This window comes from Geodermatophilus sp. SYSU D00525 (genome assembly GCF_054050475.1).
Map to the genome: position 1 here is coordinate 24,437 of NZ_JBJGZK010000020.1, position 21,097 is coordinate 45,533.

24 protein-coding genes are annotated in these 21,097 nt (G+C 76.4%); 13 read left to right on the plus strand and 11 right to left on the minus strand.

All coding sequences use genetic code 11. The features are described 5' to 3' along the window. The first annotated feature begins 16 nt into the window (after nt 1–16). The gene (locus tag ACI796_RS16255; RefSeq protein ID WP_456942264.1) at nt 17–859 is read left to right on the plus strand and encodes a siderophore-interacting protein; all 843 of its coding nucleotides are present in this window, start codon (nt 17–19) and stop codon (nt 857–859) included. A gap of 42 nt (nt 860–901) precedes the next feature. Here ACI796_RS16255 and ACI796_RS16260 read toward each other — a convergent pair whose 3' ends face one another. The 3 genes from ACI796_RS16260 to ACI796_RS16270 form a co-directional block, all read right to left on the minus strand. After that, the gene (locus ACI796_RS16260) at nt 902–1,696 is read right to left on the minus strand and encodes an enoyl-CoA hydratase/isomerase family protein (RefSeq protein WP_456942265.1); all 795 of its coding nucleotides are present in this window, start codon (nt 1,694–1,696) and stop codon (nt 902–904) included. A gap of 4 nt (nt 1,697–1,700) precedes the next feature. Then, nucleotides 1,701–2,624 carry a KPN_02809 family neutral zinc metallopeptidase gene (gene ypfJ, locus ACI796_RS16265; protein WP_456942266.1) on the minus strand — a complete coding sequence of 308 codons (924 nt, stop codon included), beginning with the start codon at nt 2,622–2,624 and terminating at the stop codon, nt 1,701–1,703. Between the two features lie 161 nt (nt 2,625–2,785). Then, nucleotides 2,786–3,631: a formate/nitrite transporter family protein gene (locus tag ACI796_RS16270; protein WP_456942267.1), complete on the minus strand. Its 846-nt coding sequence runs from the start codon at nt 3,629–3,631 to the stop codon at nt 2,786–2,788. 127 nt (nt 3,632–3,758) lie between these two features. Between ACI796_RS16270 and ACI796_RS16275 the strand changes: the two genes are divergently transcribed. From ACI796_RS16275 to ACI796_RS16290, 4 genes are all read left to right on the plus strand, one after another. Beyond that, the gene (locus tag ACI796_RS16275; RefSeq protein ID WP_456942268.1) at nt 3,759–4,136 is read left to right on the plus strand and encodes a hypothetical protein; all 378 of its coding nucleotides are present in this window, start codon (nt 3,759–3,761) and stop codon (nt 4,134–4,136) included. After that, entirely contained in the window at nt 4,137–5,360 is a 1,224-nt protein-coding gene (locus ACI796_RS16280; RefSeq protein ID WP_456942269.1) for a glutathionylspermidine synthase family protein, read from the plus strand. A gap of 36 nt (nt 5,361–5,396) precedes the next feature. Continuing rightward, on the plus strand, nt 5,397–5,843 hold the full coding sequence (locus tag ACI796_RS16285; RefSeq protein WP_456942270.1) for a nitroreductase family deazaflavin-dependent oxidoreductase: 447 nt from the start codon (nt 5,397–5,399) through the stop codon (nt 5,841–5,843). A 79-nt stretch (nt 5,844–5,922) separates the two neighbouring features. After that, complete coding sequence (locus tag ACI796_RS16290; protein ID WP_456942271.1) at nt 5,923–6,882, plus strand: ABC transporter substrate-binding protein; 960 nt, start codon at nt 5,923–5,925, stop codon at nt 6,880–6,882. Here ACI796_RS16290 and ACI796_RS16295 read toward each other — a convergent pair. Beyond that, the gene (locus ACI796_RS16295; RefSeq protein WP_456942272.1) at nt 6,879–8,342 is read right to left on the minus strand and encodes an FUSC family protein; all 1,464 of its coding nucleotides are present in this window, start codon (nt 8,340–8,342) and stop codon (nt 6,879–6,881) included. The genes ACI796_RS16290 and ACI796_RS16295 overlap by 4 nt on opposite strands. A gap of 89 nt (nt 8,343–8,431) precedes the next feature. Here ACI796_RS16295 and ACI796_RS16300 point away from each other — a divergent pair, with 89 nt between their 5' ends. After that, the gene (locus ACI796_RS16300; RefSeq protein WP_456942273.1) at nt 8,432–8,944 is read left to right on the plus strand and encodes a DUF2127 domain-containing protein; all 513 of its coding nucleotides are present in this window, start codon (nt 8,432–8,434) and stop codon (nt 8,942–8,944) included. Here the strand turns inward: ACI796_RS16300 and ACI796_RS16305 are convergent. The 4 genes from ACI796_RS16305 to ACI796_RS16320 form a co-directional block, all read right to left on the minus strand. After that, entirely contained in the window at nt 8,880–9,851 is a 972-nt protein-coding gene (locus tag ACI796_RS16305; protein WP_456942274.1) for an aldo/keto reductase, read from the minus strand. The genes ACI796_RS16300 and ACI796_RS16305 overlap by 65 nt on opposite strands. A 63-nt stretch (nt 9,852–9,914) precedes the next feature. Further along, the gene (locus ACI796_RS16310; RefSeq protein ID WP_456942275.1) at nt 9,915–10,982 is read right to left on the minus strand and encodes a winged helix DNA-binding domain-containing protein; all 1,068 of its coding nucleotides are present in this window, start codon (nt 10,980–10,982) and stop codon (nt 9,915–9,917) included. 29 nt (nt 10,983–11,011) lie between these two features. Then, entirely contained in the window at nt 11,012–11,650 is a 639-nt protein-coding gene (locus ACI796_RS16315) for a hypothetical protein (protein ID WP_456942276.1), read from the minus strand. Nucleotides 11,651–11,681: 31 nt separating this feature from the next. Next, nucleotides 11,682–12,212 (minus strand): GNAT family N-acetyltransferase, encoded by a 531-nt coding sequence (locus ACI796_RS16320; RefSeq protein WP_456942277.1) that lies wholly within the window; start codon nt 12,210–12,212, stop codon nt 11,682–11,684. 59 nt (nt 12,213–12,271) lie between these two features. Here ACI796_RS16320 and ACI796_RS16325 point away from each other — a divergent pair, with 59 nt between their 5' ends. From ACI796_RS16325 to ACI796_RS16340, 4 genes are all read left to right on the plus strand, one after another. After that, complete coding sequence (locus ACI796_RS16325) at nt 12,272–12,871, plus strand: class I SAM-dependent methyltransferase (protein ID WP_456942278.1); 600 nt, start codon at nt 12,272–12,274, stop codon at nt 12,869–12,871. Nucleotides 12,872–12,881: 10 nt separating this feature from the next. Next, entirely contained in the window at nt 12,882–13,307 is a 426-nt protein-coding gene (locus ACI796_RS16330; RefSeq protein WP_456942279.1) for a DUF1801 domain-containing protein, read from the plus strand. Between the two features lie 115 nt (nt 13,308–13,422). Continuing rightward, entirely contained in the window at nt 13,423–13,626 is a 204-nt protein-coding gene (locus ACI796_RS16335; RefSeq protein ID WP_456942280.1) for a three-helix bundle dimerization domain-containing protein, read from the plus strand. Between the two features lie 45 nt (nt 13,627–13,671). After that, nucleotides 13,672–15,291 (plus strand): ABC-F family ATP-binding cassette domain-containing protein, encoded by a 1,620-nt coding sequence (locus tag ACI796_RS16340; protein ID WP_456942281.1) that lies wholly within the window; start codon nt 13,672–13,674, stop codon nt 15,289–15,291. A gap of 67 nt (nt 15,292–15,358) precedes the next feature. On the opposite strand, the gene ACI796_RS16345 is transcribed toward ACI796_RS16340, so the two are convergent. Continuing rightward, nucleotides 15,359–16,204: a DUF4190 domain-containing protein gene (locus tag ACI796_RS16345; RefSeq protein ID WP_456942282.1), complete on the minus strand. Its 846-nt coding sequence runs from the start codon at nt 16,202–16,204 to the stop codon at nt 15,359–15,361. A gap of 191 nt (nt 16,205–16,395) precedes the next feature. Here ACI796_RS16345 and ACI796_RS16350 point away from each other — a divergent pair, with 191 nt between their 5' ends. After that, on the plus strand, nt 16,396–16,785 hold the full coding sequence (locus ACI796_RS16350; RefSeq protein WP_456942283.1) for a hypothetical protein: 390 nt from the start codon (nt 16,396–16,398) through the stop codon (nt 16,783–16,785). A gap of 147 nt (nt 16,786–16,932) precedes the next feature. Here the strand turns inward: ACI796_RS16350 and ACI796_RS16355 are convergent, their stop codons facing one another. Beyond that, nucleotides 16,933–18,138: an alanine racemase gene (locus ACI796_RS16355; protein ID WP_456942284.1), complete on the minus strand. Its 1,206-nt coding sequence runs from the start codon at nt 18,136–18,138 to the stop codon at nt 16,933–16,935. 104 nt (nt 18,139–18,242) lie between these two features. Here ACI796_RS16355 and ACI796_RS16360 point away from each other — a divergent pair, with 104 nt between their 5' ends. Beyond that, nucleotides 18,243–19,562, plus strand: a complete 1,320-nt coding sequence (locus ACI796_RS16360) for a D-arabinono-1,4-lactone oxidase (protein WP_456942285.1) — start codon at nt 18,243–18,245, stop codon at nt 19,560–19,562. 1 nt (nt 19,563) lies between these two features. Then, complete coding sequence (locus ACI796_RS16365; RefSeq protein ID WP_456942286.1) at nt 19,564–20,160, plus strand: TetR/AcrR family transcriptional regulator; 597 nt, start codon at nt 19,564–19,566, stop codon at nt 20,158–20,160. 37 nt (nt 20,161–20,197) lie between these two features. Here the strand turns inward: ACI796_RS16365 and ACI796_RS16370 are convergent, their stop codons facing one another. Next, on the minus strand, nt 20,198–21,091 hold the full coding sequence (locus tag ACI796_RS16370; protein WP_456942287.1) for an aldo/keto reductase family oxidoreductase: 894 nt from the start codon (nt 21,089–21,091) through the stop codon (nt 20,198–20,200). Nucleotides 21,092–21,097 lie beyond the last annotated feature (6 nt).

Below are 21,097 nucleotides of genomic sequence, written 5' to 3' on the forward strand. Positions count from 1 at the left end.
GATCCGAGGAGGGCCCATGGCCGACCAGTCCCCGCGCCGCAGGCGGACGCCCCGTACCGGCACCGTCGTGCGCACCAGCCGCGTGACGCCGCACGTCGTCCGCGTCGTCCTCGGCGGGGAGGGGCTGTCGGGCTTCGCGCCCGAGCACACCGACTCCTACGTCAAGCTGCTCTTCCCGCCGGCCGGTGCGCCCTACATCGCCCCGTTCGACCTCGACGACGTGCAGGCCCGCCTGCCCCGCGAGCAGTGGCCCGCCACGCGCACCTACACGGTCCGCTCGTGGGACGCCGCGGCCGGCGAGCTGACCGTCGACTTCGTCGTGCACGGCGACGAGGGCGTGGCCGGCCCGTGGGCCCTGGCCGCCCGCCCCGGCGACACGCTGCAGATGTTCGGTCCCGGCGGCGCCTACAGCCCGGCCGCCGACGCCGCCTGGCACCTGATGGCCGGCGACGAGACGGCGCTGCCGGCGATCGCCGCCGCGCTGGAGGCGCTGCCCGCCGGGGCGCGGGCGGAGGTCTTCGTCGAGGTGGCCGGGCCCGAGGAGGAGCAGGACCTCGCCTCCGGCCCGGGCGTGCGGGTGACCTGGGTGCACCGCGGCGCGGCCCCCGGGGTGGCACTGGTCGCGGCCGTCGTCGCGGCGGACCTGCCCGACGGCGACGTGCACGTCTTCGTGCACGGCGAGGCCGGCGCCGTGCGGGAGCTGCGCCGGTTCGTGCGCACCGGGCTCGGCGCCCCGCGCGAGCGGCTGTCGGTGTCCGGCTACTGGCGGCTGGGCAGCACCGAGGACCGCTGGCAGGCCGAGAAGCGCGAGTGGAACGCCGCCGTCGAGGCGGAGGAGCAGGGGCTCGGCGTCGCCTGACCGGGGCGCCTCAGGGACTCCACGCCTCAGGGACTCCACGCCTCAGGGACTCCAGGGGAAGCGCGGGGTGCGCCGCTCGGTGAAGGCGGCCACGCCCTCGGCGAGCTCGCCGGCGGCGATGGTCTCCCGGTACCAGCGGCGGGCCACCTCCTCGCCGTCGCCGCCCGCGGCCAGCGCGGCGGTGACCTCCTTGGCCGCGCGCTGGGTGAGCGCCGACCGGCCGGCCAGCACCTCGGCGAACCGGCGCACCTCGCCGGCCAGGTCCCCGGCGGGCAGCAGCCGGTCGACCAGGCCGGTGCGCAGCGCGGTCTCGGCGTCGACCAGCTCCCCGGAGTAGAGGAGGTAGCGGGTCGTCGCCGGGCCCACGAGCTCCATCAGCTGGCGGGTCGACGTCGGCGTGTAGACGATGCCGACCTTCGCCGGGGTGACCCCGAAGACGCCGGTCGGGTCGGTGAACCGCAGGTCGCAGCAGGTCGCCAGCTCGACGCCGCCGCCGATGCAGTGGCCGCGGATCATCGCGATCGTCGGCCGCGGGAAGTCCCGCAGCGCCGCCTGCGCGGCGAGGTTGTCCCGGCGCAGGTGCGCCATCGGGTCGTCGGCGTCCGGCCCGCCGAGCAGGTCGGAGATGTCCGCGCCGGCGCAGAAGCTCGTCCCGGCGCCGGTGAGCACGAGCACGCGCACCGCCGGGTCGGCGGCCAGCCCGGCCAGCACGCGGGGGAGCGCGGCCCACATGCCGGCGGTGAGCGCGTTGCGCTTGTCCGCGCGGTCGATGGTCAGGACGGCGACGGCGCCGTCGCGGCCGACCCGCAGGTGGTCGGCAGGGTCGGACGAGGTCACGCGCTCAGCCCAGGTCGTCGGTGGCGAAGGTGTCGCACTGCCGCGGGTCGCCGGTCTCGTACCCGGTCAGGAACCAGTGCCGGCGCTGCTCGGAGGAGCCGTGGGTGAAGGTGTCCTGGTCCACGGTGCCGCCGCCGAGGTTCTCCTGGATGAAGTCGTCGCCGATGCGGCCCGCGGTGTCCAGCGCCGCGTCGACGTCGTCCTGGGTGATCTCGGTGATCAGCGGGGCGCCGGACTCGTCGGGCACCGTCTCGGCGTGGTTGGCCCACACGCCGGCGTAGCAGTCGGCCTGCAGCTCCAGCCGCACGGTGCCGCTGGTCGGGCCGGTCTCGCCCGGGGTCACCTGGCGGTTGGCGCCGAGCAGGTTCTGCACGTGGTGGCCGTACTCGTGGGCGAGCACGTAGGCGTTGGGGAACGCGCCGCCCTCGGCGCCGAACTGGCTGCGCAGCGTGTCGAAGAAGGTGAGGTCGATGTACACGAGCTGGTCGGCCGGGCAGTAGAACGGCCCCGACCCGCTGGTGGCGCCGCCGCACTGCGTCTGCGTCTCGGTGGAGAAGAACACCGTGTCGGTGGGGACGTAGTCCGCGCCGAGCGTCTGCGACCAGTAGTCCTGGATCGAGTCGATGTCGGCGACGACGGCGCACTCGACCGAGTCGTTCGCGTCGCCGCTGTCGTCGCAGGACTGCTCGAGGGCGCTGTTGTCGGCCGTCTCGCCCGGGCCGAGGCCGCCGGACAGCGCGCCGAGCCCGGCCCCGGCGCTGCCCCCGCTGCCGCCGAGGACCTGGAACAGCACGATCACCAGGAGCCCGACGAGGCCGATCCCGCCGCCGCCGACCGCGAGCCCGCGGCCCCCGCCCAGGCCCCCGCCGCGTCCGCGCCGGTCCTGGATCGACGACGTGTCGAGGTCGCCGCCCTCCCTGTACCTCATCCGCTGCAGTCCTCCCCGTGGCCGGCCGTCGTCCGACCGTGCCACCGGCCCCCGCGCTCCGCGACCGGAGCGTCAGGGGCCCGCGATCACGGCGCCGTGACCGTCCCGGGACCCGCGACCGTGGTCACGGCGCCGTGATCGCGGGGAGGAGGGAGGCGGGGTCAGGCGCGCTCGGCGGGCTCGGCGCCGGTGCGCGGGGCGGCGTCGCGGTCCTCGCGCAGGAACAGGTACCAGTACGACGTCCCGACGAAGACGACCGCGCCGATCAGGTTGCCCGCGCCGGCCAGCAGCCAGTTGGTCAGGGTGTCGCCCCAGTTCGCGCCCTCGACGCCGGCGAACACCGCCGCCGGCAGGAAGAACATGTTGGCGACGACGTGGTCGAAGCCCATCGCGACGAACGCCATGACCGGGAAGAAGACCGCCAGGATCTTGCCCGAGACGCTCGTCGACGCCAGCGACATCCACACCGCGAGGCACACCAGCCAGTTGCACCCGACGCCGCGCAGGAACGTCTCCCACGCGGTGTGGTGGGTCTTGCCGTCGGCGATCTCCGCCAGCCGGGTGAAGGTCAGCCCCGCGCTGCCGGTGCTGTCCGGGTCGCCGATCACCCCGGTGGAGACGGCGAGGAAGAAGGCGACGAACAGCGCCCCGAGCAGGTTGCCCAGCAGCACCAGCGTCAGGTTCCGGACGACGTCGCCGCCGGTGATCTTGCCGTTCATCGCGCCGAGCGGGACCAGCATCATGTTGCCGGTGGCGAGGTCGGAGCCGGCGATGAGCACCAGCACGAGGCCGAGGGTGAAGGCCGCCCCCATGAACAGCGTGGGCAGCGTCCCCCAGGTGCCGACGTCCAGGCCCGAGGAGACGGTGATCGCCACCAGCGCGCCGAAGGAGATGTAGGCGCCGGCGAGGAAGGCGCTCACGAGCACCCGGTCCCAGCTGCGGTGCACCTTCTTGGCGCCGGTCGCGCTCGCGACCCTGGCGACCTCGGCGGGTTCCTTCGCGGTCATCGGGCCTCCCGGGACAGCGGGGTCGTCCCGGGACGCTAGTGGAACACCTCCGTCCGCGCTGCCCGGGGACGCCACCTGCGCAGGTCAGCACCTAGGGTCGGGCCGACGATCGAGCGGGGAGGAGCCCATGGCGTTCGGCAACCGGGTGCGCAGCGCCCTGACCACCACGGTGCTGGCCACCGCCGCCACCGGCTTCCTCGCCGGCTGCGGGTCCGACGACGACCAGGAGCAGGTCGCCTACTGCACGAACGAGGACGGCGAGATCGTCGACGAGGACTACTGCGACGACGGCTACCGCGGTCCCGGGCTGTTCTTCCTCTACCTGGGCGCCTTCCGCCCCGGCCTGCCGGTCGGCACGGTGCTGCCGGCCGGCGGCACCCGCGTCAACCCCACCGACACCGCGGCCCGCCAGCGCTACGGGCTGCCCGCCACCGGCAAGGTGTCCGCCGGCCAGCGGGTGACCGGCGGCATCGGCTCGGGCGTCGGCGGCGGCTCGGGCTCCTGAGTGCGGCGCGTCGAGGGCGGCGTCGTCCGGCCCGGCTGGGAGGCCGAGGTCGAGGCGCAGGGGCTGGTCTACAACCGCACGACGACGCCGGGCGGTGAGGTCCGCAGCTACTGGCGCGAGGGCCCGTACTACGACTTCACCGCCGCGGAGGTCGAGCGGCTCGAGAGCGCCGTCGCCCAGCTGTTCGAGATGTGCGTCGCCGCCGGCGACCACGTCATCGAGCACGACCTGTTCGACCGGATGGGCATCCCGCTGATCGCCCGCTCCGGCATCCGCGCCTCCTGGGAGGCCGAGCCGCCGAGCGTGTACGGCCGCTTCGACCTGCGCTACGACGGCGAGGGCCCGCCGAAGCTGCTGGAGTTCAACGCCGACACCCCGACCGGCCTGGTCGAGGCGGCGGTGACCCAGTGGAACTGGCACCTGTTCACCGGGCAGGGCCGCGACCAGTGGAACGCGCTGCACGAGAGGCTGGTCGCCGCCTGGCAGCGCAACCTGACCCGCTGGGAGCGGCGCACCGGGGTGCGACCGCGGGTGCACCTGGCGTGGACCAGCGCGGAGACCTCCGGCGAGGACCGGATGACCGTCGCCTACCTCATGGACACCGTCGTCCAGGCCGGCTACGAGGCGGTGGAGGTCCTGGTGGAGGACGTCGCGCTGGACTCCGGCGACGGCCGCTTCTACGACCCCGCCGGCCGCCACCTCGACGTCGTCTTCAAGCTCTACCCCTGGGAGTGGCTGGTCGACGACGAGTTCGGCGCGGCCGTCCTCGCCGACGCCGCCCGCCCGGGCGGCACCACCTGGGTCGAGCCGGTCTACAAGATGCTGTGGAGCACCAAGGCGCTGCTGCCGGTGCTGTGGCAGCTGTTCGGGAGCGACCCGGTGCTCGGGCAGTACCTGCTGCCGGCCTACTTCGCCGACGAGATGCCCTCGTCGTGGCGGGACTACGTGCGCAAGCCCCTGTGGGGCCGCGAGGGGGCGAACGTGCAGGTCGTCCGCGGGGGGCAGGTGGTCACCGCGATGCCCGGCCGCTACGGCACCGAGGGGTTCGTCGTCCAGGAGTTCGCGCCGCTGCCGGACTTCGCCGGTGTCGACGGGCCGCACCACCCGGTGCTCGGCGCCTGGGTGGTCGACGGCGAGCCCGCGGGCCTGGGCATCCGCGAGAGCGACGGGCTGATCACCGACAACCTCAGCTTCTTCGTCCCGCACACCGTCGACGCCCGGTAGGCGGCGGGGCGGGGCGTGCCGACCTACGGTCGGGACATGCCGCTGGAGGGTGAGTACGAGCCGAGCACGCAGCAGTGGGTCCGCGACCAGGTCGAGCGCTACGAGGCGACCGGCGGGCGCGAGGCGAACACGCTGCTCGACACCGGTCTGCCGGTCGTCGTCTTCTCGACCCGGGGGGCGACCACCGGGAAGGTCCGCAAGCAGCCGCTCATGCGGGTGGAGAAGGACGGCGTGTACGCGATGGTGGGCTCGCAGGGCGGGGCGCCGAAGGACCCGGCCTGGGTGGCCAACCTGCGCAGGCACCCCGACCAGGTGACCGTGCAGGACGGCCCGGAGCCCTGGGACGGCGTCGCCCGCGAGGTCACCGGCGCGGAGAGGGCCGAGTGGTGGGAGCGCGCGGTGGCCGCCTACCCGCCCTACGCCGAGTACCAGCAGAGGACCGACCGCGAGATCCCCGTCTTCCTGGTCGAGCGGAAGGGCTGACCCGCCCGCTCGACTGAGGAAAGGCTGTCCTAAGTTCCTTCCCGGAGCCGGGTGGTCCGGCGCCGGGAGGAGGGCAAGGGTGCTCTGGGGAGAGACGGGCCGGCGGGTCACCGGGACGACGGCGGGCGGGCTGCTGGCGGCGGCGCTGCTGACGGGGTGCGCGGACACCGATCCCGTGGCCGCGGCGGCGCCCGCGGCGGAGACGCGCACGGTCGAGCACGCGATGGGGGAGACCGAGGTCGTCGGCACCCCCGAGCGGGTCGTCGTCCTCGACACCGGTGAGCTCGACGCGACCCTCGCCCTCGGCGTGACCCCGGTGGGCGCGGTCCGCACCGACGTCAGCGACGAGCTGCCCGGGTTCGTGGCGGAGGCCGGCGTCGACCCCGCCGACATCGCCGCCGTCGGCACGATCGCCGAGCCCGACCTGGAGGCGATCGCGGCGCTGCAGCCGGACCTGATCCTGTCCAACTCCGTGCGCCACGCCGACGTCTACGACCAGCTCGCGCAGATCGCCCCCACGGTGTTCGCCGAGGCCATCGGCGAGAGCTGGCAGGAGAACCTGCTGCTCGCCGGCGAGGCCCTCGGCCGCGAGGAGCAGGCGCAGGACCTGCTCGACGGGTTCGCCGCGCGGGCCGAGGAGATCGGCGGCCTCTACGGCGACCCGGCGCAGACCGAGGTGAGCGTCGTCCGCTTCCTCGACGGCACGCTGATCCGCCTCTACGGCGAGGGCTCGTTCATCGGGTCGGTGCTGGCCGAGGTCGGTTTCGCCCGGCCGGAGCTGCAGCGGACGGCGGAGACCTTCGTCGAGGTCTCGCCCGAGCAGGTGCCCCGGGCCGACGGCGACCTGCTCTTCTACGGCGCGTACGGGGCCGACGGCGTGACGGCGGCCGACCAGGTCACCGCCGGGCCGCTGTGGGGGTCGATCCCCGCGGTCGCCGGGGGGCGTGCGGTCGCGGTGGACGACGACCGCTGGTTCCTCGGCCTGGGCCCGCTGGGCGCCGGGCTGGTGCTCGACGACCTCGAGGAGCTCGCGGGCTAGGACGCGGCGAGCCGGCGGCCGAGGTCGGCGGCCACGGCGTCGTCGCCCCGGGCGCGGGCGCCGAGCAGGCCCCAGCCGAGGTCGGCCACGACCCGAGCGGCGTGCACCCGGGCGGTGAGCGCCGGGGTGGGCAGCAGCTCGGCCCGGGCGGCGGCCGACACCTCGGCCAGGTGGTCGAGCGCGGCGTGCAGCCGGCGGTCGTCGCCCGCGGCCGCCGCGGCGGTCACCTCCCGCACCGCGGCGGGCAGCCGCCGGCTCGACGCGCGGGGCAGCAGCGACAGCCCGACCGCCAGCGCGAGGACGACGCCGACGCCGGTCTCGGCCAGCCGCTCGGTGACCAGCTGCCCGGCGGACAGCGTCGGGTTGCCCAGGTGCACCAGCAGCAGCGCCAGCGGGGTGATGCAGGAGACCGCGAGCACGTACTGCGCGGCGACGAGCAGCTCGACGGCCAGCTGCAGCACCCCGGCCAGCGCGACGGCGACGCCGACCGGCGGGTCCAGCGCGACCAGCAGCCCCGCGACCAGCACGCCGAGGGCGGTGCCGACCGCGCGCTGCAGCCCCCGGGTGCGGGTGGCGCGGGCGTCGGTGCCCATCTGCACCGCGACCGCCGTCGTCACGGCCCAGTAGGGGCTGGACAGGCCGAGGGCGACGGCGGCCAGGCCGGCGGCGGCCGACCCGGCGCCGAGGCGCAGCGCGGTCGCGGCGGCGGGGGCGTGCCACCACCGCGGCGGTGCGGGGTCGAGGGGCGGCGCGAGTGCCGGCGGGGGCGGAGCGGGCAGCGCGGCGAGGAACCGCCGCTCGACGTCGTCGAGGCGAGCGCGCAGCCGGCCGTCGCCGCGGGCGCTGCCGCCGCGGACCGCGACGTCGGCCAGGCGCACCGCCCGGGCCGCCCCGGCCGGGGCGCCGCCCACCGCCGCCTCGGCCGCCTCCAGCGCGCGGCGCTCGGGGCCGGCCGGGTCCCACAGCCAGGGCAGCATGCAGCCGGCCCAGGCCAGCGCCGCGCCGGCCGCGGCGGCGAGGGTGTGCGCGCCGAGCCCGTCCAGGGGGGTGCCGAGCGCGCTGGAGCCGCCGGCCACCAGGACGACGCCCAGCGGGCCGGGCGGGCCGACCCGCCAGACGACGCCCGCCGCCGTGGCCGCCGCGGTCAGCGCCGCGCAGGCGAGCACCAGCGCGACCGGGTGCCCGCCGGCCAGCGCGCCCAGGGTGCTGCTCGCCACGAGCACCACCCCGACGACGGCGACCACGCCCGCGCCGCGGCGGTAGGGCAGCGCGTGGCCGTAGACCGCGGTGAACGACGCCAGGCCCGCCGCCGAGCCCAGGTCCGGGCGCCCCAGCGCCGTGCCGGCGGCCAGGGTCAGCACGAGGCAGGCCGCGGCGGTCACCCCGCGGCGCCCGCCGGCCCGCCACAGCGCCCGGAGCGGGGGGACCGGCGGGCCGAGGAGCGGGCGGACGGCGGTCACCCGCCCATCGTCGCCGCGCTCCCCGGGCCCGGCCGGGCGCCGCGGGCGTGATCCCGGTCCCTGGACGCGCCCCGGCCGGCTCCGGGACCATGCCCGGCACGACCACCGACCGGCTGCTGCGCGCCGCGCTGTTCGTCAAGGGACTCGACGGCGCGACGGAGCTGCTGGCGGGCCTGGCGCTGCTGGCGGCGGGCCCCCGCGCGCTGGACGGCCTGACCCGCGGGGTGGTCGGGCACCACCTGCTGGGCAGCCCGGACGGCGCCCTGGCCGGGCGCGTCCTCGCCGGCGAGGCCGCGCTCGGCGCCGACCGGACCTTCGCCGTCGTCTACCTGACCCTGCACGGCCTGGTGAAGCTGGGCCTCGTCGTCGCGCTGCTGCGCGAGGCGCGGCCCGCCTACCCGGTCGCCGCCGCCGTGCTCGGGGTGTTCGGCGTCTACGAGGTGTACCTGGCGGTGGACCGGGGCTCGTGGGGGATGTGGGCCGCGGGCGGCCTCGACCTGCTGCTGACCGCGCTCGTGCTGCGCGAGTACCGGCGGCTCAGAAGCCGGCGACGGCGTGCGGGCGGTACGGCTCCTCGAGGCGGGCGACCTCCTCGTCGGTGAGCCGCAGGTCGACCGCGGCGACGGCGTCGTCGAGGTGCGCGGCCTTGGTGACGCCGACGATCGGAGCGGTGACCACCGGCTTGGCCAGCAGCCAGGCCAGCGCCACCTGCGCCCGCGGGACGCCGCGCTCGCGGGCCACCTCGGCCACCCGCTCGACGATCGCGCGGTCACTGGACTCGTCGTAGAGGCGGCCGCCGAACGCGTCGTTCTCCGAGCGGTGCGTCGTCTCGTCCCAGTCGCGGGTCAGCCGGCCGCGGGCCAGCGGGCTCCACGGGATGACGCCGATGCCCTGGTCCGCGCACAGCGGGAGCATCTCCCGCTCCTCCTCGCGGTTGAGCAGGTTGTAGTGGTCCTGCATCGACACGAACCGGTGCCAGCCGCGCTCGCCGGCCAGGTGCAGCGCCTTGCCGAACTGCCAGGCCCACATGCTGCTCGCGCCCAGGTACCGGACCCTGCCGCTGCGCACGGCCGAGTCCAGCGCCTCCAGCGTCTCCTCGACCGGCGTGGCCGGGTCCCAGCGGTGGATCTGGTAGAGGTCGACGTGGTCCACCTGCAGCCGGCGCAGGCTCGCCTCGAGCTCGCGCAGGATCGCGACGCGGGACAGCCCGCCGCCGTTGGGCCCCGGGCGCATCCGGCCGTGCACCTTGGTGGCCAGGACGACGTCGTCGCGGGTGGTGAACTCGCGGATCGCCTTCCCGGTGATCTCCTCGCTGGAGCCGGCCGAGTAGACGTTGGCGGTGTCGAGGAAGGTGACGCCGGCCTCGAGCGCCTTGCGGACCAGCGGCATCGCCTCGTCCTCGGGCAGGCTCCACGGCGTCATCCCGCGCCCGGGCTCGCCGAAGCTCATCATCCCGAGGCAGATCCGCGAGACCTCCAGGCCGGTGGCGCCCAGGCGCACGTACTCCATGCGCCCAGCCTTCCCCGGCGGCGCGGTGGTCGCCTCCCAGCGGCGCCGGAGCACCTCGGGCGCTCAGGGGAGGGCGGCGGCGAGCTCCGGCACGCGCTCGGCGACACCGTCGGGGAAGGCGGTGAACGGCTCGGCGGTCGCGACCCGCTTCGCGCCCTTGCCGGTCCACCGCCAGGTGCCGACCACCTGCCCGCCGCAGACGACGGTGGACCGGAACACCCCGTTGCCGCCGGGCACGATCCGGTCGGCGAACTCGGGCGGCACCGTGCAGCTGCGGTCGGCATAGCCGAGCACGACCTCGTCGAACCCGGGCAGCAGGTGCAGCCCCTCGGCGTCGGCGCGGCAGGCGGCCAGCCGTTCCGGGGTCTCCGGGTCGAGGTGGGCCTCGGTGCCGCCGACGTCGACCGTGGCCAGCCGGTCCCGCACCGACGCGAGGCCCGCGCGGGCGTCGCGGACCGTCGTGCCCGCCCAGCGCACCAGGTCCGCGACCGTGGCCGGCCCGTGCCCGGTGAAGAACCGCAGCGCGAGCTCGGCCAGCGCCCCCTCGCGGTCCAGGCGGCGCGGCGCGGGCACCCACTCGTCGAGCAGCACGAACGCCTGGTCGCCGTCGTCGGTGGGGCCGAGGACCAGCGTCCCGGTCTGGGAGAGGTACCAGAGCGTGTGGTAGCCCTTCGGGCCCGCGACGTCGCAGCCGGCGTCGGTCAGCGCGGCCAGCAGCGCCTGCCGGCCCAGCCGCCGCCGGCCGGTCAGCGCGGCGACGGCGACCTCCCGCGAGCGCTCGAGGCCCTCCTCGGTCAGCCCGACGACGGCCCGCCGCTTCGCCGCGCCCGCCAGCGCCCGCCCGCCGAGCAGCTCGAGCATCCAGTGCAGGTCCTCGGCGGCGACCAGGTGCAGCGTCCCGCGCATCGGCCAGGAGCGGACGACGCTGCCGGCGTCGAGGGCCGCGGTGACCCCCGCGCGGGAGCGGCCGGCGGTGCGCAGCGCCACCGACGTCAGCGCGCCGGGCAGGTCCTGGCCCTGCACCGCGCCCAGCGCCCGCACCGCCGCCGCCGCGTCGGGGAACGGCGTCCCGGCCACCCGCTGGGCCACCAGGCGCAGCAGCGCGACCTCGCGGGGCGTCACCGTCGTCATGCCGGGAGCGTGCCAGCCGGGGGTGACCGTCAGGCGTCCTGCCCGCGCTCGATCCCCAGGGTGGCGAGCAGGTCCTCGTGCAGCTGGATCCACACCGTGTGGCAGGAGTCGACCTCGGGGGAGTCCACCCAGTGCCGCTCGCCGCGGTCGACCCGGGCGAGCGCGGCGGCGTAGCGGTCGGAGTAGCCGTCCAGGCGCTGCAGGCAGCGGGCCAGCGGGTCGGTCACCGCGGCCAGGTCGCGGCCGAGCGTGCCCAGCGCCCGGAGCACCCGCTCGTCCCACCTCCAGTCGGTGTGGTCGTTGGCGGCCATCGGCTCGGTGCGGGTCGGCCGCAGCTGCCAGTCGGTGCAGACCTTGCCGAACCTGCGGTTCAACGGGACGAACCGGCCGTGGGCCTCGGTGACCACGTCCCGCGCGCCGGTCAGCTCCAGCTCCGCGCCCATCCGCCGCCCGTCCTCGGCCCGGCCCTCCTCGGTCAGCGACCACCCGGCGCTGTCGGCGAAGCGGGTGTGGGTGACCCAGCCCCGGGTGGCGTGCCCGAGCAGCCGGTCCTCGACCTCGTCGCGGTCGAGCCCGAAGCGGGCCGCGATCCGCCCCGGCGAGGCGAAGCCCAGCACCCGGAGGCCGTGCAGCACGAGGTCGTCGGGGTCGGAGACGTGTGGGGGCACGGGGCCATCCTCGGCCACGGCCCCGCGCCGGTCAGCGCTCCAGGTGCAGGTAGACCATGTCCTCGGCGTCGGGCTCCGTGGTCAGCGGCGTGCACCCGGCCGCGGCGGCCACCCGCAGGCTCGCCGCGTTGTCCGGCTCGATGCCCAGCACGAACTGCTCGACGTCGGCGGTCTCGGGCGCGGCCACCAGCGCCCGGAGCGCCGCGCTGCCGCGGCCGCGCCCCCGGCAGGCCGGGTCGACGACGTAGGCCACGCCCATCGTGCGGCGCGTGTCGGCCGCGAGGACCCGCTCGGCGACCGGGTCCCACGTCGTCCACCGGTCGTAGACGTCCCCGCCGATCTGGGCCACCGGGCGGCCGGTGTCGTCGAGGGCGACGAAGGAGTGGCTGCGCAGCAACCGGCGCCCGCGGAACTCGTCGGTCCACCGCGTGCTGCGCAGCGCGATCTCCCGCACCGGCCACTCGCGGCCGCCCAGTCGCCGCCGCGTCTCGTCGTCGTCGAACCACGGCGTGACGGCGGGCAGGTGCTCCGGCTCGAAGCGGACCAGCCGGAGGGTGTTCACCCGCCCACCCTGACCCCGGCCCGGGCGGCGCGCACGTCGTCGCTGCCACACTCCGGCCCGTGCAGGCCGAGGACTGGGACGCGCGCTACGCCGAGCGGCAGCAGTGGTCGGGGGAGCCCAACGCGCTGGTCGCCGCCCTCGTGGGGGAACTGCCGCCGGGGGACGCCGTCGACCTGGCCGCGGGGGAGGGGCGGCACGCACTGTGGCTCGCCCGGCGCGGCTGGCGCGCGACCGCCGTCGACTTCTCGGCCACCGGCCTGGCCCGCGGGCGGGCGCAGCCGGACGCCGACCGGGTCACCTGGGTGACCGCCGACGCGACCACCTGGTCGCCACCGCCCGGCTCCCTGGACCTGGTGCTGGTCGCCTATCTGCACCTGCCGGACCCGCCGATGACCGGCCTGCTCCGCCGGGCCGTCGGCTGGCTGCGTCCCGGCGGGCGGTTCCTGCTGCTGGGGCACGACGCCGAGAACGTGACCGCGGGCGTCGGCGGGCCGCAGGACCCGGCGATCCTGCACAGCACCCGGCGGCTGGCCCCGGTGGCCGCCCTGCTCGACGTCGACCGGCTCGAGCAGGTCCGCCGGGAGACGCCCGACGGCACCGCGCTGGACACCCTGCTCTGGGGACGCCGACCGCCCGGACCTGTCGGCCCGCGGCGCTAGCGTCCGGTCCGTGACCGACACCATCGAGGAGTGGTTCGCCGCGGCCGGGCCGCGCGAGGCGGAGCTGCGCCGGGTCGACGCCCTGGTCCGCGAGGCCGCGCCCGGGCTGGACCGCGAACTCGTGCCGGCCGGGTCGGGACGCGTGCTCGGCTACGGCCTGCTGCCCTACCGGCCGCGGTCGGCGAGGGAGACCACCCGCTGGCCGCTGGTCGCCCTCGCCGCGCAGAAGCGCCACCTGTCGCTGTACGTCTGCGCCGTCGTCGGCGGCGAGTACCTGCCCGAGGCGCGCGCCGCGCGGCTGGGGCGGGTGTCCTGCGGGAAGAGCTGCATCCGGTTCACCTCGCTCGACCGGGTCGACGAGGCGGAGCTGTCCGCGCTGGTGCGTGACGCCGCCGCGGTCACGTCCTCGGGCGGCAACACCTTCTTCGCGTCCTGACCGACACGCCGGATCCGTCCTCGGCCGGGGACCTAGGTCCCTGGATCACACCCGTCCCAGCCGCCACGGTGGACGCACTTCCCCGCACGGACCGAACGAGGAGTCCCGCGCGCCCATGACCTCGATCGAGCAGCTCTCCGACCCCAGCGTCGAGCAGGCCGTCACCCGGCTGGTGGACGAGTTCGGCACGCGGTTGCGACCCCAGGTCGTCGGCAACGTCGTCCGCATGTGCCGGCAGGACCTCAGCGGCGTCCCGGTGACCGCGCTGCCGGAGATGGTGGAGCGCCTGGCCCGGACCCGCCTGCAGTCCGTCGGCTGAGGGGGACCCGCCGAATCCGGTTGCCCGGCCCCGGACGATGTCGGGGTGGGCTACGTCGACGTGAGCGGGGTCCGGCACACGCTGCCGGGCGGCCGGGTGCTGCTGGACGACGTCTCGTTCCGGATCGGCGAGGGCGCCCGCGCGGCGCTGGTCGGCGAGAACGGCGCGGGCAAGACGACGCTGCTGCGGATCGTCGCCGGTGACCTGGTGCCCGAGGCAGGCACCGTGGCCCGCAGCGGCGGCCTCGGCGTCATGCGGCAGTTCATCGGCTCGGTGCGCGACGACACCACCGTCCAGCGCTTCCTCGTCGACCTCTCCGCGCCCGCGGTGCGCGCGGCCTGGGACGCCCTCGACGCCGCCGAGCTGACCCTCATGGAGACCGACGACGAGCCCGCGCAGCTCGCCTACGCCGACGCGCTCGCGCAGTGGGGCGACGCCGGCGGCTACGACGCCGAGGTCACCTGGGACACGGTGACCGTCGCGGCGCTCGGCGTCCCCTACGACCGGTGCAAGTACCGCGAGCTGTCCACGCTGTCCGGTGGCGAGCAGAAGCGGCTCGCACTCGAGGCGCTGCTGCGCGGGCCCGAGCAGGTGCTGCTGCTGGACGAGCCGGACAACTACCTCGACGTCCCCGGCAAGCGGTGGCTGGAGCAGCGGCTGCTCGAGACCCGCAAGACGGTGCTGTTCGTCAGCCACGACCGCGAGCTGCTCGCCACCGTGGCCGACCGGGTGGTCACCGTCGAGGGCGGGACGGCGTGGGTGCACGGCGGCGGGTGGTCCTCCTATCCCGAGGCCCGCGAGGCGAGACACGAGCGGATGGCCGAGCTGCGCCGCCGCTGGGAGGAGGAGCACGAGCGCCTCGTGGAGCTGGTCCGCACGCTGCAGCAGCAGGCGGCCAACTCCCCGGACATGGCCTCGCGGTACCGGGCGATGCAGACCCGGCTGGCGAAGTTCGAGGCGGCCGGGCCGCCGCCGGACCGGCCGCCGCAGCAGCAGGTGACGATGCGGCTGCGCGGCGGGCGCACCGGCGTGCGCGCGGTCGTGGCCGAGCAGCTGGAGCTGACCGGCCTCATGCAGCCGTTCGACCTGGAGGTCCGGTACGGCGAGCGGGTCGGCGTCCTCGGCGCCAACGGCGCGGGCAAGTCCCACTTCCTGCGGCTGCTGGCCGGCCAGGACGTCGCCCACACCGGGGCCTGGCGGCTCGGGGCGCGCGTCGCCCCCGGCTCCTTCGCCCAGACCCACGCGCACCCGGAGTGGCAGGACCGGACGCCGGTGGACCTGCTGTGGCACGGGGAACCCGGCCGGCCGGGCGTCGACCGGGGGCGGGCCATGGCGGTGCTGCGCCGCTACGGGCTCACCGACGCCGCCGACCAGCCGTTCCGGACCCTGTCCGGCGGGCAGCAGGCGCGGTTGCAGGTGCTGATGCTGGAGCTGTCCGGCGCCACGCTGCTGCTGCTCGACGAGCCCACCGACAACCTCGACGTCCTCTCCGCCGAGGCGCTGGAGGAGGCGCTGGCCGCGTTCGACGGCACCGTGCTCGCGGTGACCCACGACCGCTGGTTCGCCCGCTCCTTCGACCGGTTCCTCGTCTTCGGCGCCGACGGGCGGGTGTACGAGTCCGCCGAGCCGGTGTTCGACGAGACCCGGGTCGTCCGAGCCCGCTGAGCACCCGTGAACGGAACCGGCCGGACCTCCGTCGTGGGAGGTCCGGCCGGGAACGCGCGGCGTGGGGCTACGGGAGGGCGTAGAAGACGCGGTCGTCCGAGTCGAAGCTCATCGTCGGCTCGACGGACAGCTGACCGCCCGCGACGGCGGCCGGCGGCACGTCCATGCAGAACTCGAACGTGTCCGAGCCCCCCGGGTTGAGGGTGGGGGTGTCCATGGCGTCGTCGGCGAGGACGGCCATGCACTCGGAGTCGCTGTACTGACGGGCGTCGGAACCGTGGAAGACGGTGGTCAGGTCGAAGCCGGGCATGCCCTCCGTCGTACCGGTGTAGGTGACGGTCAGCTGGGTGAGCACGTACTGGCCGGTGGCCGGCTCGTTGTACTCGTTCGCGGCGAGCACGGACTCGTCGGCGTCGAGCTCCACGGCGTCCACGGTGACCAGGTAGTCGCCGACCTGGGCCGGGACCCCCAGCGGCACGACCTCGTCGGCCGGGGCGGCCTCCTCGGGGGCGGACTCCAGCAGCTCCGACGTCGCGCCGTCGAACGGGGCGGCGCTGCCGAGGTCCTCGTCGAGGCTGTCGGCGACCTCGTCGATCACGCTGGCGTAGAAGGCCTGCGTCGCGAACACCACGGCGATGGCCACCACCGAGGTGACGAGGCCGGCGATCGACAGGCCCTTGCCCCGGTGGGTGCCGCGACGGGCGCGCAGCAGCGCGGGGATGCCCAGCGCCAGGCCGACGACGGCGATCACAGCGGCGACGTTGTTGACGATCGGCACCCAGCTCAGCAGCAGCGCGATGATCCCCAGGACCATCGACGCGACGGCCAGGCCGGCGCCCTTCTGCTGGGGGACGTACGGCGGCTGGACCGGAGCGTAGGGCTGCTGGTACGGCGCCTGCGGGGGGTGGGACACGGAACGGCTCCTCGCGAGGGCTGGGTGGATTCGGATCGAGACCGTGTCGTTCTTCGGCCGGACCGCACCCGATCGCGATCCGAAAACGCCCGGAGGCATCCCAGCCGCCGCAGGAGCACCACCCGTCCCGCCGGCGCCGTCCGGCCGTCAGGTCTCCTTGACTGTCAGGGGAGCCTGACGGACGCTGGGTCATGGACGTCGACGACCTCGAACGACGGCACACCCTCGCCAGCGCCGTCCGCCGCTACGACGAGCTGCGCACCCGCGACTCGCTGGCCGACCCCGACGACCCGGCCGGCCCCCGGCCGCTGACCCGCGAGGAGGCGCTGGAGCTCCTGGCGCTGGGCGAGGTGGTCGCCCGGCGAGCGGCGCAGGGGCGTCAGCTCACCGTCCGGACGGCGCGGGCCACCGGGGCGTCCTGGGCGCAGATCGGCCGGGCGCTGGGCGCCACCCGGCAGTCGGCGTGGGAGGCGCACCGGCGCTGGATCGACGCCCAGGTCGACCACCCCGACGGCTCGGGCGGGCTCACCGAGGACGAGGCCGCCGAGGCCCGCGCCCTGCTCGCCAACGACGCCGACTGACGCGGCTCCCGGGGGCGGCAGAAAGGGCCGTCCCTGCCGCCCGGGGGCTGGTCGGGCGGTCGGTCACCGAGTTCTCGCCGCAGGCACGCGCGGGCGCGCCGGCGCGAGCGGCGACGACCCGACGATCGACACCTGCGAGTACGGGGCTCAGCCGAAGGCCCGGCCCTCGCCGCGGTAGGTGGCGACGGCGCCGGCGAGGCGGTCCCCGGCCAGCGTGTGCAGGACCTCGACGTGCTCGCACACCTCGCCGGCCTTGGCGTGCCGGAACCAGACGCGGTCCCCGACGGCGAGCCCGTCGGCGTCCGGGCCGCGCAGCGGCGTCTGCACCTCCCCGGCGCCCTCGGTGCCGAGCACCCGCAGCCGCGCGGGATGGACCGGGCGCGGCAGCCGGTCGGCGCCGGGCGGCCCGGAGGCGATCCACCCGCCGCCCGCGACGGTCACCGTCCCGGGGGCGGGCCGGCGGGTCACCGGCAGCGCGAACAGCAGCGCCGGCCGGCCGCGGAAGGCGCGGTACCCGTCGAACAGCGTCGGCTGGTACAGCCCCGAGCCCGCGGCGACCTCGGTGACCGACGGGTCGGCCGCGGTCCGCTCCAGGCTCCCCGTGCCGCCGCCGTTGACGAACGCCAGCGGCGCGACGGCGGAGACGGCGGCCACCGCGGCGGCGCGGCGCCCGGTCAGCTCCCGCACCGACAGCGCCTGCACCCCGCGCACCGCCAGGCCGCGCAGCGGGCGCCCGGGCGGCGCGTCCGGCACGCCGGCGACCTGCGCCTCGTAGGCCATGAGCCCGACCAGGGCGAAGCCGGGCCGGTCGCACACCGCCCGGGCCAGCGCCGCGGCGGCCGCGGGGTCGTGCACCGGCGACCGGCGCACCCCGACGTGCACCCGCCCGGCCCGCAGCGACGCGTCGAGGTCCAGGCAGATCCGCACCGGCGGCCGCGACCCGGGCGGCGCCACCGCGTCGACGGCGTCGAGGTGGTCGGGGGAGTCGGCCACCAGCGTCACCCGCGCGGCGAGCGCGGGGTCGGCCACCAGCCGGCGCAGCGCCGCGCGGTCCACCGAGGGGTAGGCGACGACGACGTCGTCGGACACCGGGTCGTCGCCGCCGGCCAGCCAGAGCGCCTCGGCCAGCGTGTAGGCGAGCACGCCGGCGAAGCCGGGGCGGGCCAGCACCCGCCGCAGGACCGCGCGGCTGCGCACCGACTTGCTCGCCACCCGGACCGGGCGCCCGGCGGCGCGGCGCACCAGGTCGGCGGCGTTGGCGTCGAGCGCGTCGAGGTCCAGGATGCCCAGCGGCGGGTCGAGGTCCGCCGTCGCCCGGTCCAGCCGGGCCCGGGCTGCGGCCGGGGAGGTCATGGCGCGGCAGCATCCTCGCGGACCGCCGACCGGGTCAAGCGTCCCAGTCACTTGACCCGGTCCGGCGCGAGCGGGACGCTGCCGCGCACGACGGAGGAGGCGGCGTGGGCACCTGGCGCAACTGGGCCGGCAACCAGCGGGCGGACGGCGTGACCGTCGTGCACCCGGCGGGCACCGGGGAGATCGCCGCCGCGGTGCGGGACGCCGCCGCGGCAGGGCGCCGGGTCACCGCGCTGGGCAGCGGCCACTCGTTCACCGGCGTCGGCCGCCCGGAGGACGTCGCGCTGGCGCTGGACCGGCACGCGGACCTGGTCGGCGTCGACGACGCCGGGCTGGTCACCGTGCAGGCCGGCATGCCGCTGCACCGGCTGAACGCGGAGCTGGCCGCCCGCGGCTGGGCGCTGACCAACCTCGGCGACGTCGACCGGCAGACCGTCGCCGGCGCGATCTCCACCGGCACCCACGGCACCGGCGCCCGGTTCGGCGGGCTGGCCACGCAGGTCTGCGCGCTGGAGCTGGTCACCGCCGACGGGACGGTGCTGCGCTGCGCGCCGGACGAGAACCCCGACGTCCTCTCCGCCGCGCGGGTCGGCCTGGGCGCCCTCGGCGTGCTGAGCACCGTGACCCTGCAGGCGGTGCCGGCGTTCGCCCTGCGCGCCGAGGAGGGCACCGCCGCGCTGCCGGACCTGCTGGCCGACTTCGCCGGCTTCACGTCCTCCACCGACCACGTCGAGTTCTACTGGTTCCCGCACACCGACCGGTGCCGCACCCTGCGCAACACCCGGGTGCCGCTGGAGGAGGTCGCGCCGCCGGGCCGGGCGCGGGCGTTCTGGGACGACGAGGTGCTCGCCAACGCCGGCCTCGCCGCCGTCGTCGCGGCCGGCCACCGGGTGCCCGCGCTGGTGCCGCCGCTGGCGCGGTTCTCCGCCGGGGCGCTGGGCGCCCGCACGTACACCGACGTCGCGCACCGGGTCTTCGTCTCCCGCCGGCGGGTGCGGTTCCGCGAGATGGAGTACGCCCTCCCGCGGGACGCCGCCCCGGCCGTGCTGGCGGAGCTGCGACGGGTGGTCGACGCCGGCCCGCACCGGGTGCCGTTCCCGGTCGAGGTGCGGGTCGCCGCCGCCGACGACGTCCCGCTGTCGACGGCGTACGGCCGCGACACCGCCTACGTCGCCGTCCACGTGCCCGCCCGCAGCGAGCCCGGCGGGTACTTCGCCGCGTTCGAGGCGATCGCGCTGGCCGCCGGCGGGCGCCCGCACTGGGGCAAGGAGCACGGCCTCGACGCCGCGGCGCTGGCGCAGCGGTACCCGCGGTTCGGCGAGTTCGCCGCGCTGCGCGAGCGGCTGGACCCCGCCGGGGTGTTCACCAACACCCACCTCGCCCGGGTCCTCGGCCCGGCCGGGCAGCCCGCCGGGCAGGCCTGAGGTGCCGCGGCTGCCGGCCGCGCAGCGGCGCGCCGCCCTGGTGGAGGCGGCGCTGCGGGTGATGGCCCGGGACGGCCTGGCCGCCGGCACCACCCGCGCGGTCGTCGCCGAGGCCGGCATGCCGCTGGCCGCCTTCCACTACGCCTTCTCCTCGCGCGACGAGCTGCTGCGCGAGCTGGTGACCCGCGTGGTCGGCCGCGAGCTGGCCGCCGCCTCCGCCGCCCTGGACCCGGCCGCGGGCCTGGCCGGCTGCCTGCGCGCGGCCGCCGCCGGCTACCTCGACCACCTGGAGCGCGAGCCCGGCGCCGAGGCGCTGATGCTCGAGCTCACCCTGCACGCGGTGCGCGACCCGGAGCTGCGGCCGGTGGCCGCGGCGCAGTACCGCGCCTACACCGCGGCGGCGACCCGGCTGCTGGAGGAGGCCGCCGCCGCGACCGGCGCCACCTGGCGGCGGCCGGTGCCCGAGCTCGCCCGGCTGCTGGTCACCGTGGTCGACGGTGCGACGACGACCTGGCTGGTCGACCGCGACACCGCCGCCACCCGCGCGGTGCTCGAGGCCGCGGTCGACCAGCTGGTCACCTCCGCCGCCCAGCCCTAGGCGGCAGGAACGGCCGTTCCTGCCGCTCCCCGCCGGGTCAGAGGTCGACGTCGGGCTCGCCGGTGCCGCCGATGCGGTCGAGCTCCTGCATCTCCAGCGGCCCGAGCACCCGCGCGCCCGCCTGGAGGTTCTCCTCCAGGTGCGCCACCGACGACGTCCCCGGGATGAGCAGGACGTTGGGGGAGCGGGCCAGCAGCCAGGCCAGCGCCACCTGCATCGGCGTGGTCTCCAGCCGCCGCGCCACCGTCTCCAGCGCCGCGGACTGCAGGGGCGTGAACCCGCCGAGCGGGAAGTAGGGCACGTAGGCGACGCCCTCGCGGGCCAGCGCGTCGAGCATCGGGTCGTCGGCGCGGTGCACGAGGTTGTAGTGGTTCTGCACGCACACCACCGGCGCGATCGACCGCGCCTCGGCGAGCTGCTGCGTCGTCACGTTGGACACGCCCAGGTGCCGGACCAGCCCCTGCTGCTGCAACTCCGCCAGCGCCTCGAACGGCTCGGCCAGCGAGCGCTCCACCGGTGCGTCGAACCCGGGCATGCGCAGGTTCACCACGTCGAGCACGTCGACGCCGAGGTGGTCGAGGTTGTCGTGCACGGCCTGCTTGAGCTCCTCGGGGGAGAGGGCCTCGGGCCACGCGCCGTCCGGCGTCCGCCGGGCACCGACCTTGGTGACGATCGTGAGCTGCTCCGGATAGGGGTGCAGCGCCTCGCGGATGACCTCGTTGGTCACGTGCGGGCCGTAGTAGTCGCTGGTGTCGACGTGGTCCACGCCCAGCTCCACCGCCCGGCGCAGGACGGCGACGGCGGCCTCGCGGTCGGCCGGCGGGCCCATGACGTGCGGGCCGGCCAGCTGCATCGCGCCGTAGCCGATGCGGTTGACCGTGCGGTCCCCGAGCGCGAACTGTCCCGACCTCTCGGCCGTGGTCGTCGTCATGCCCGC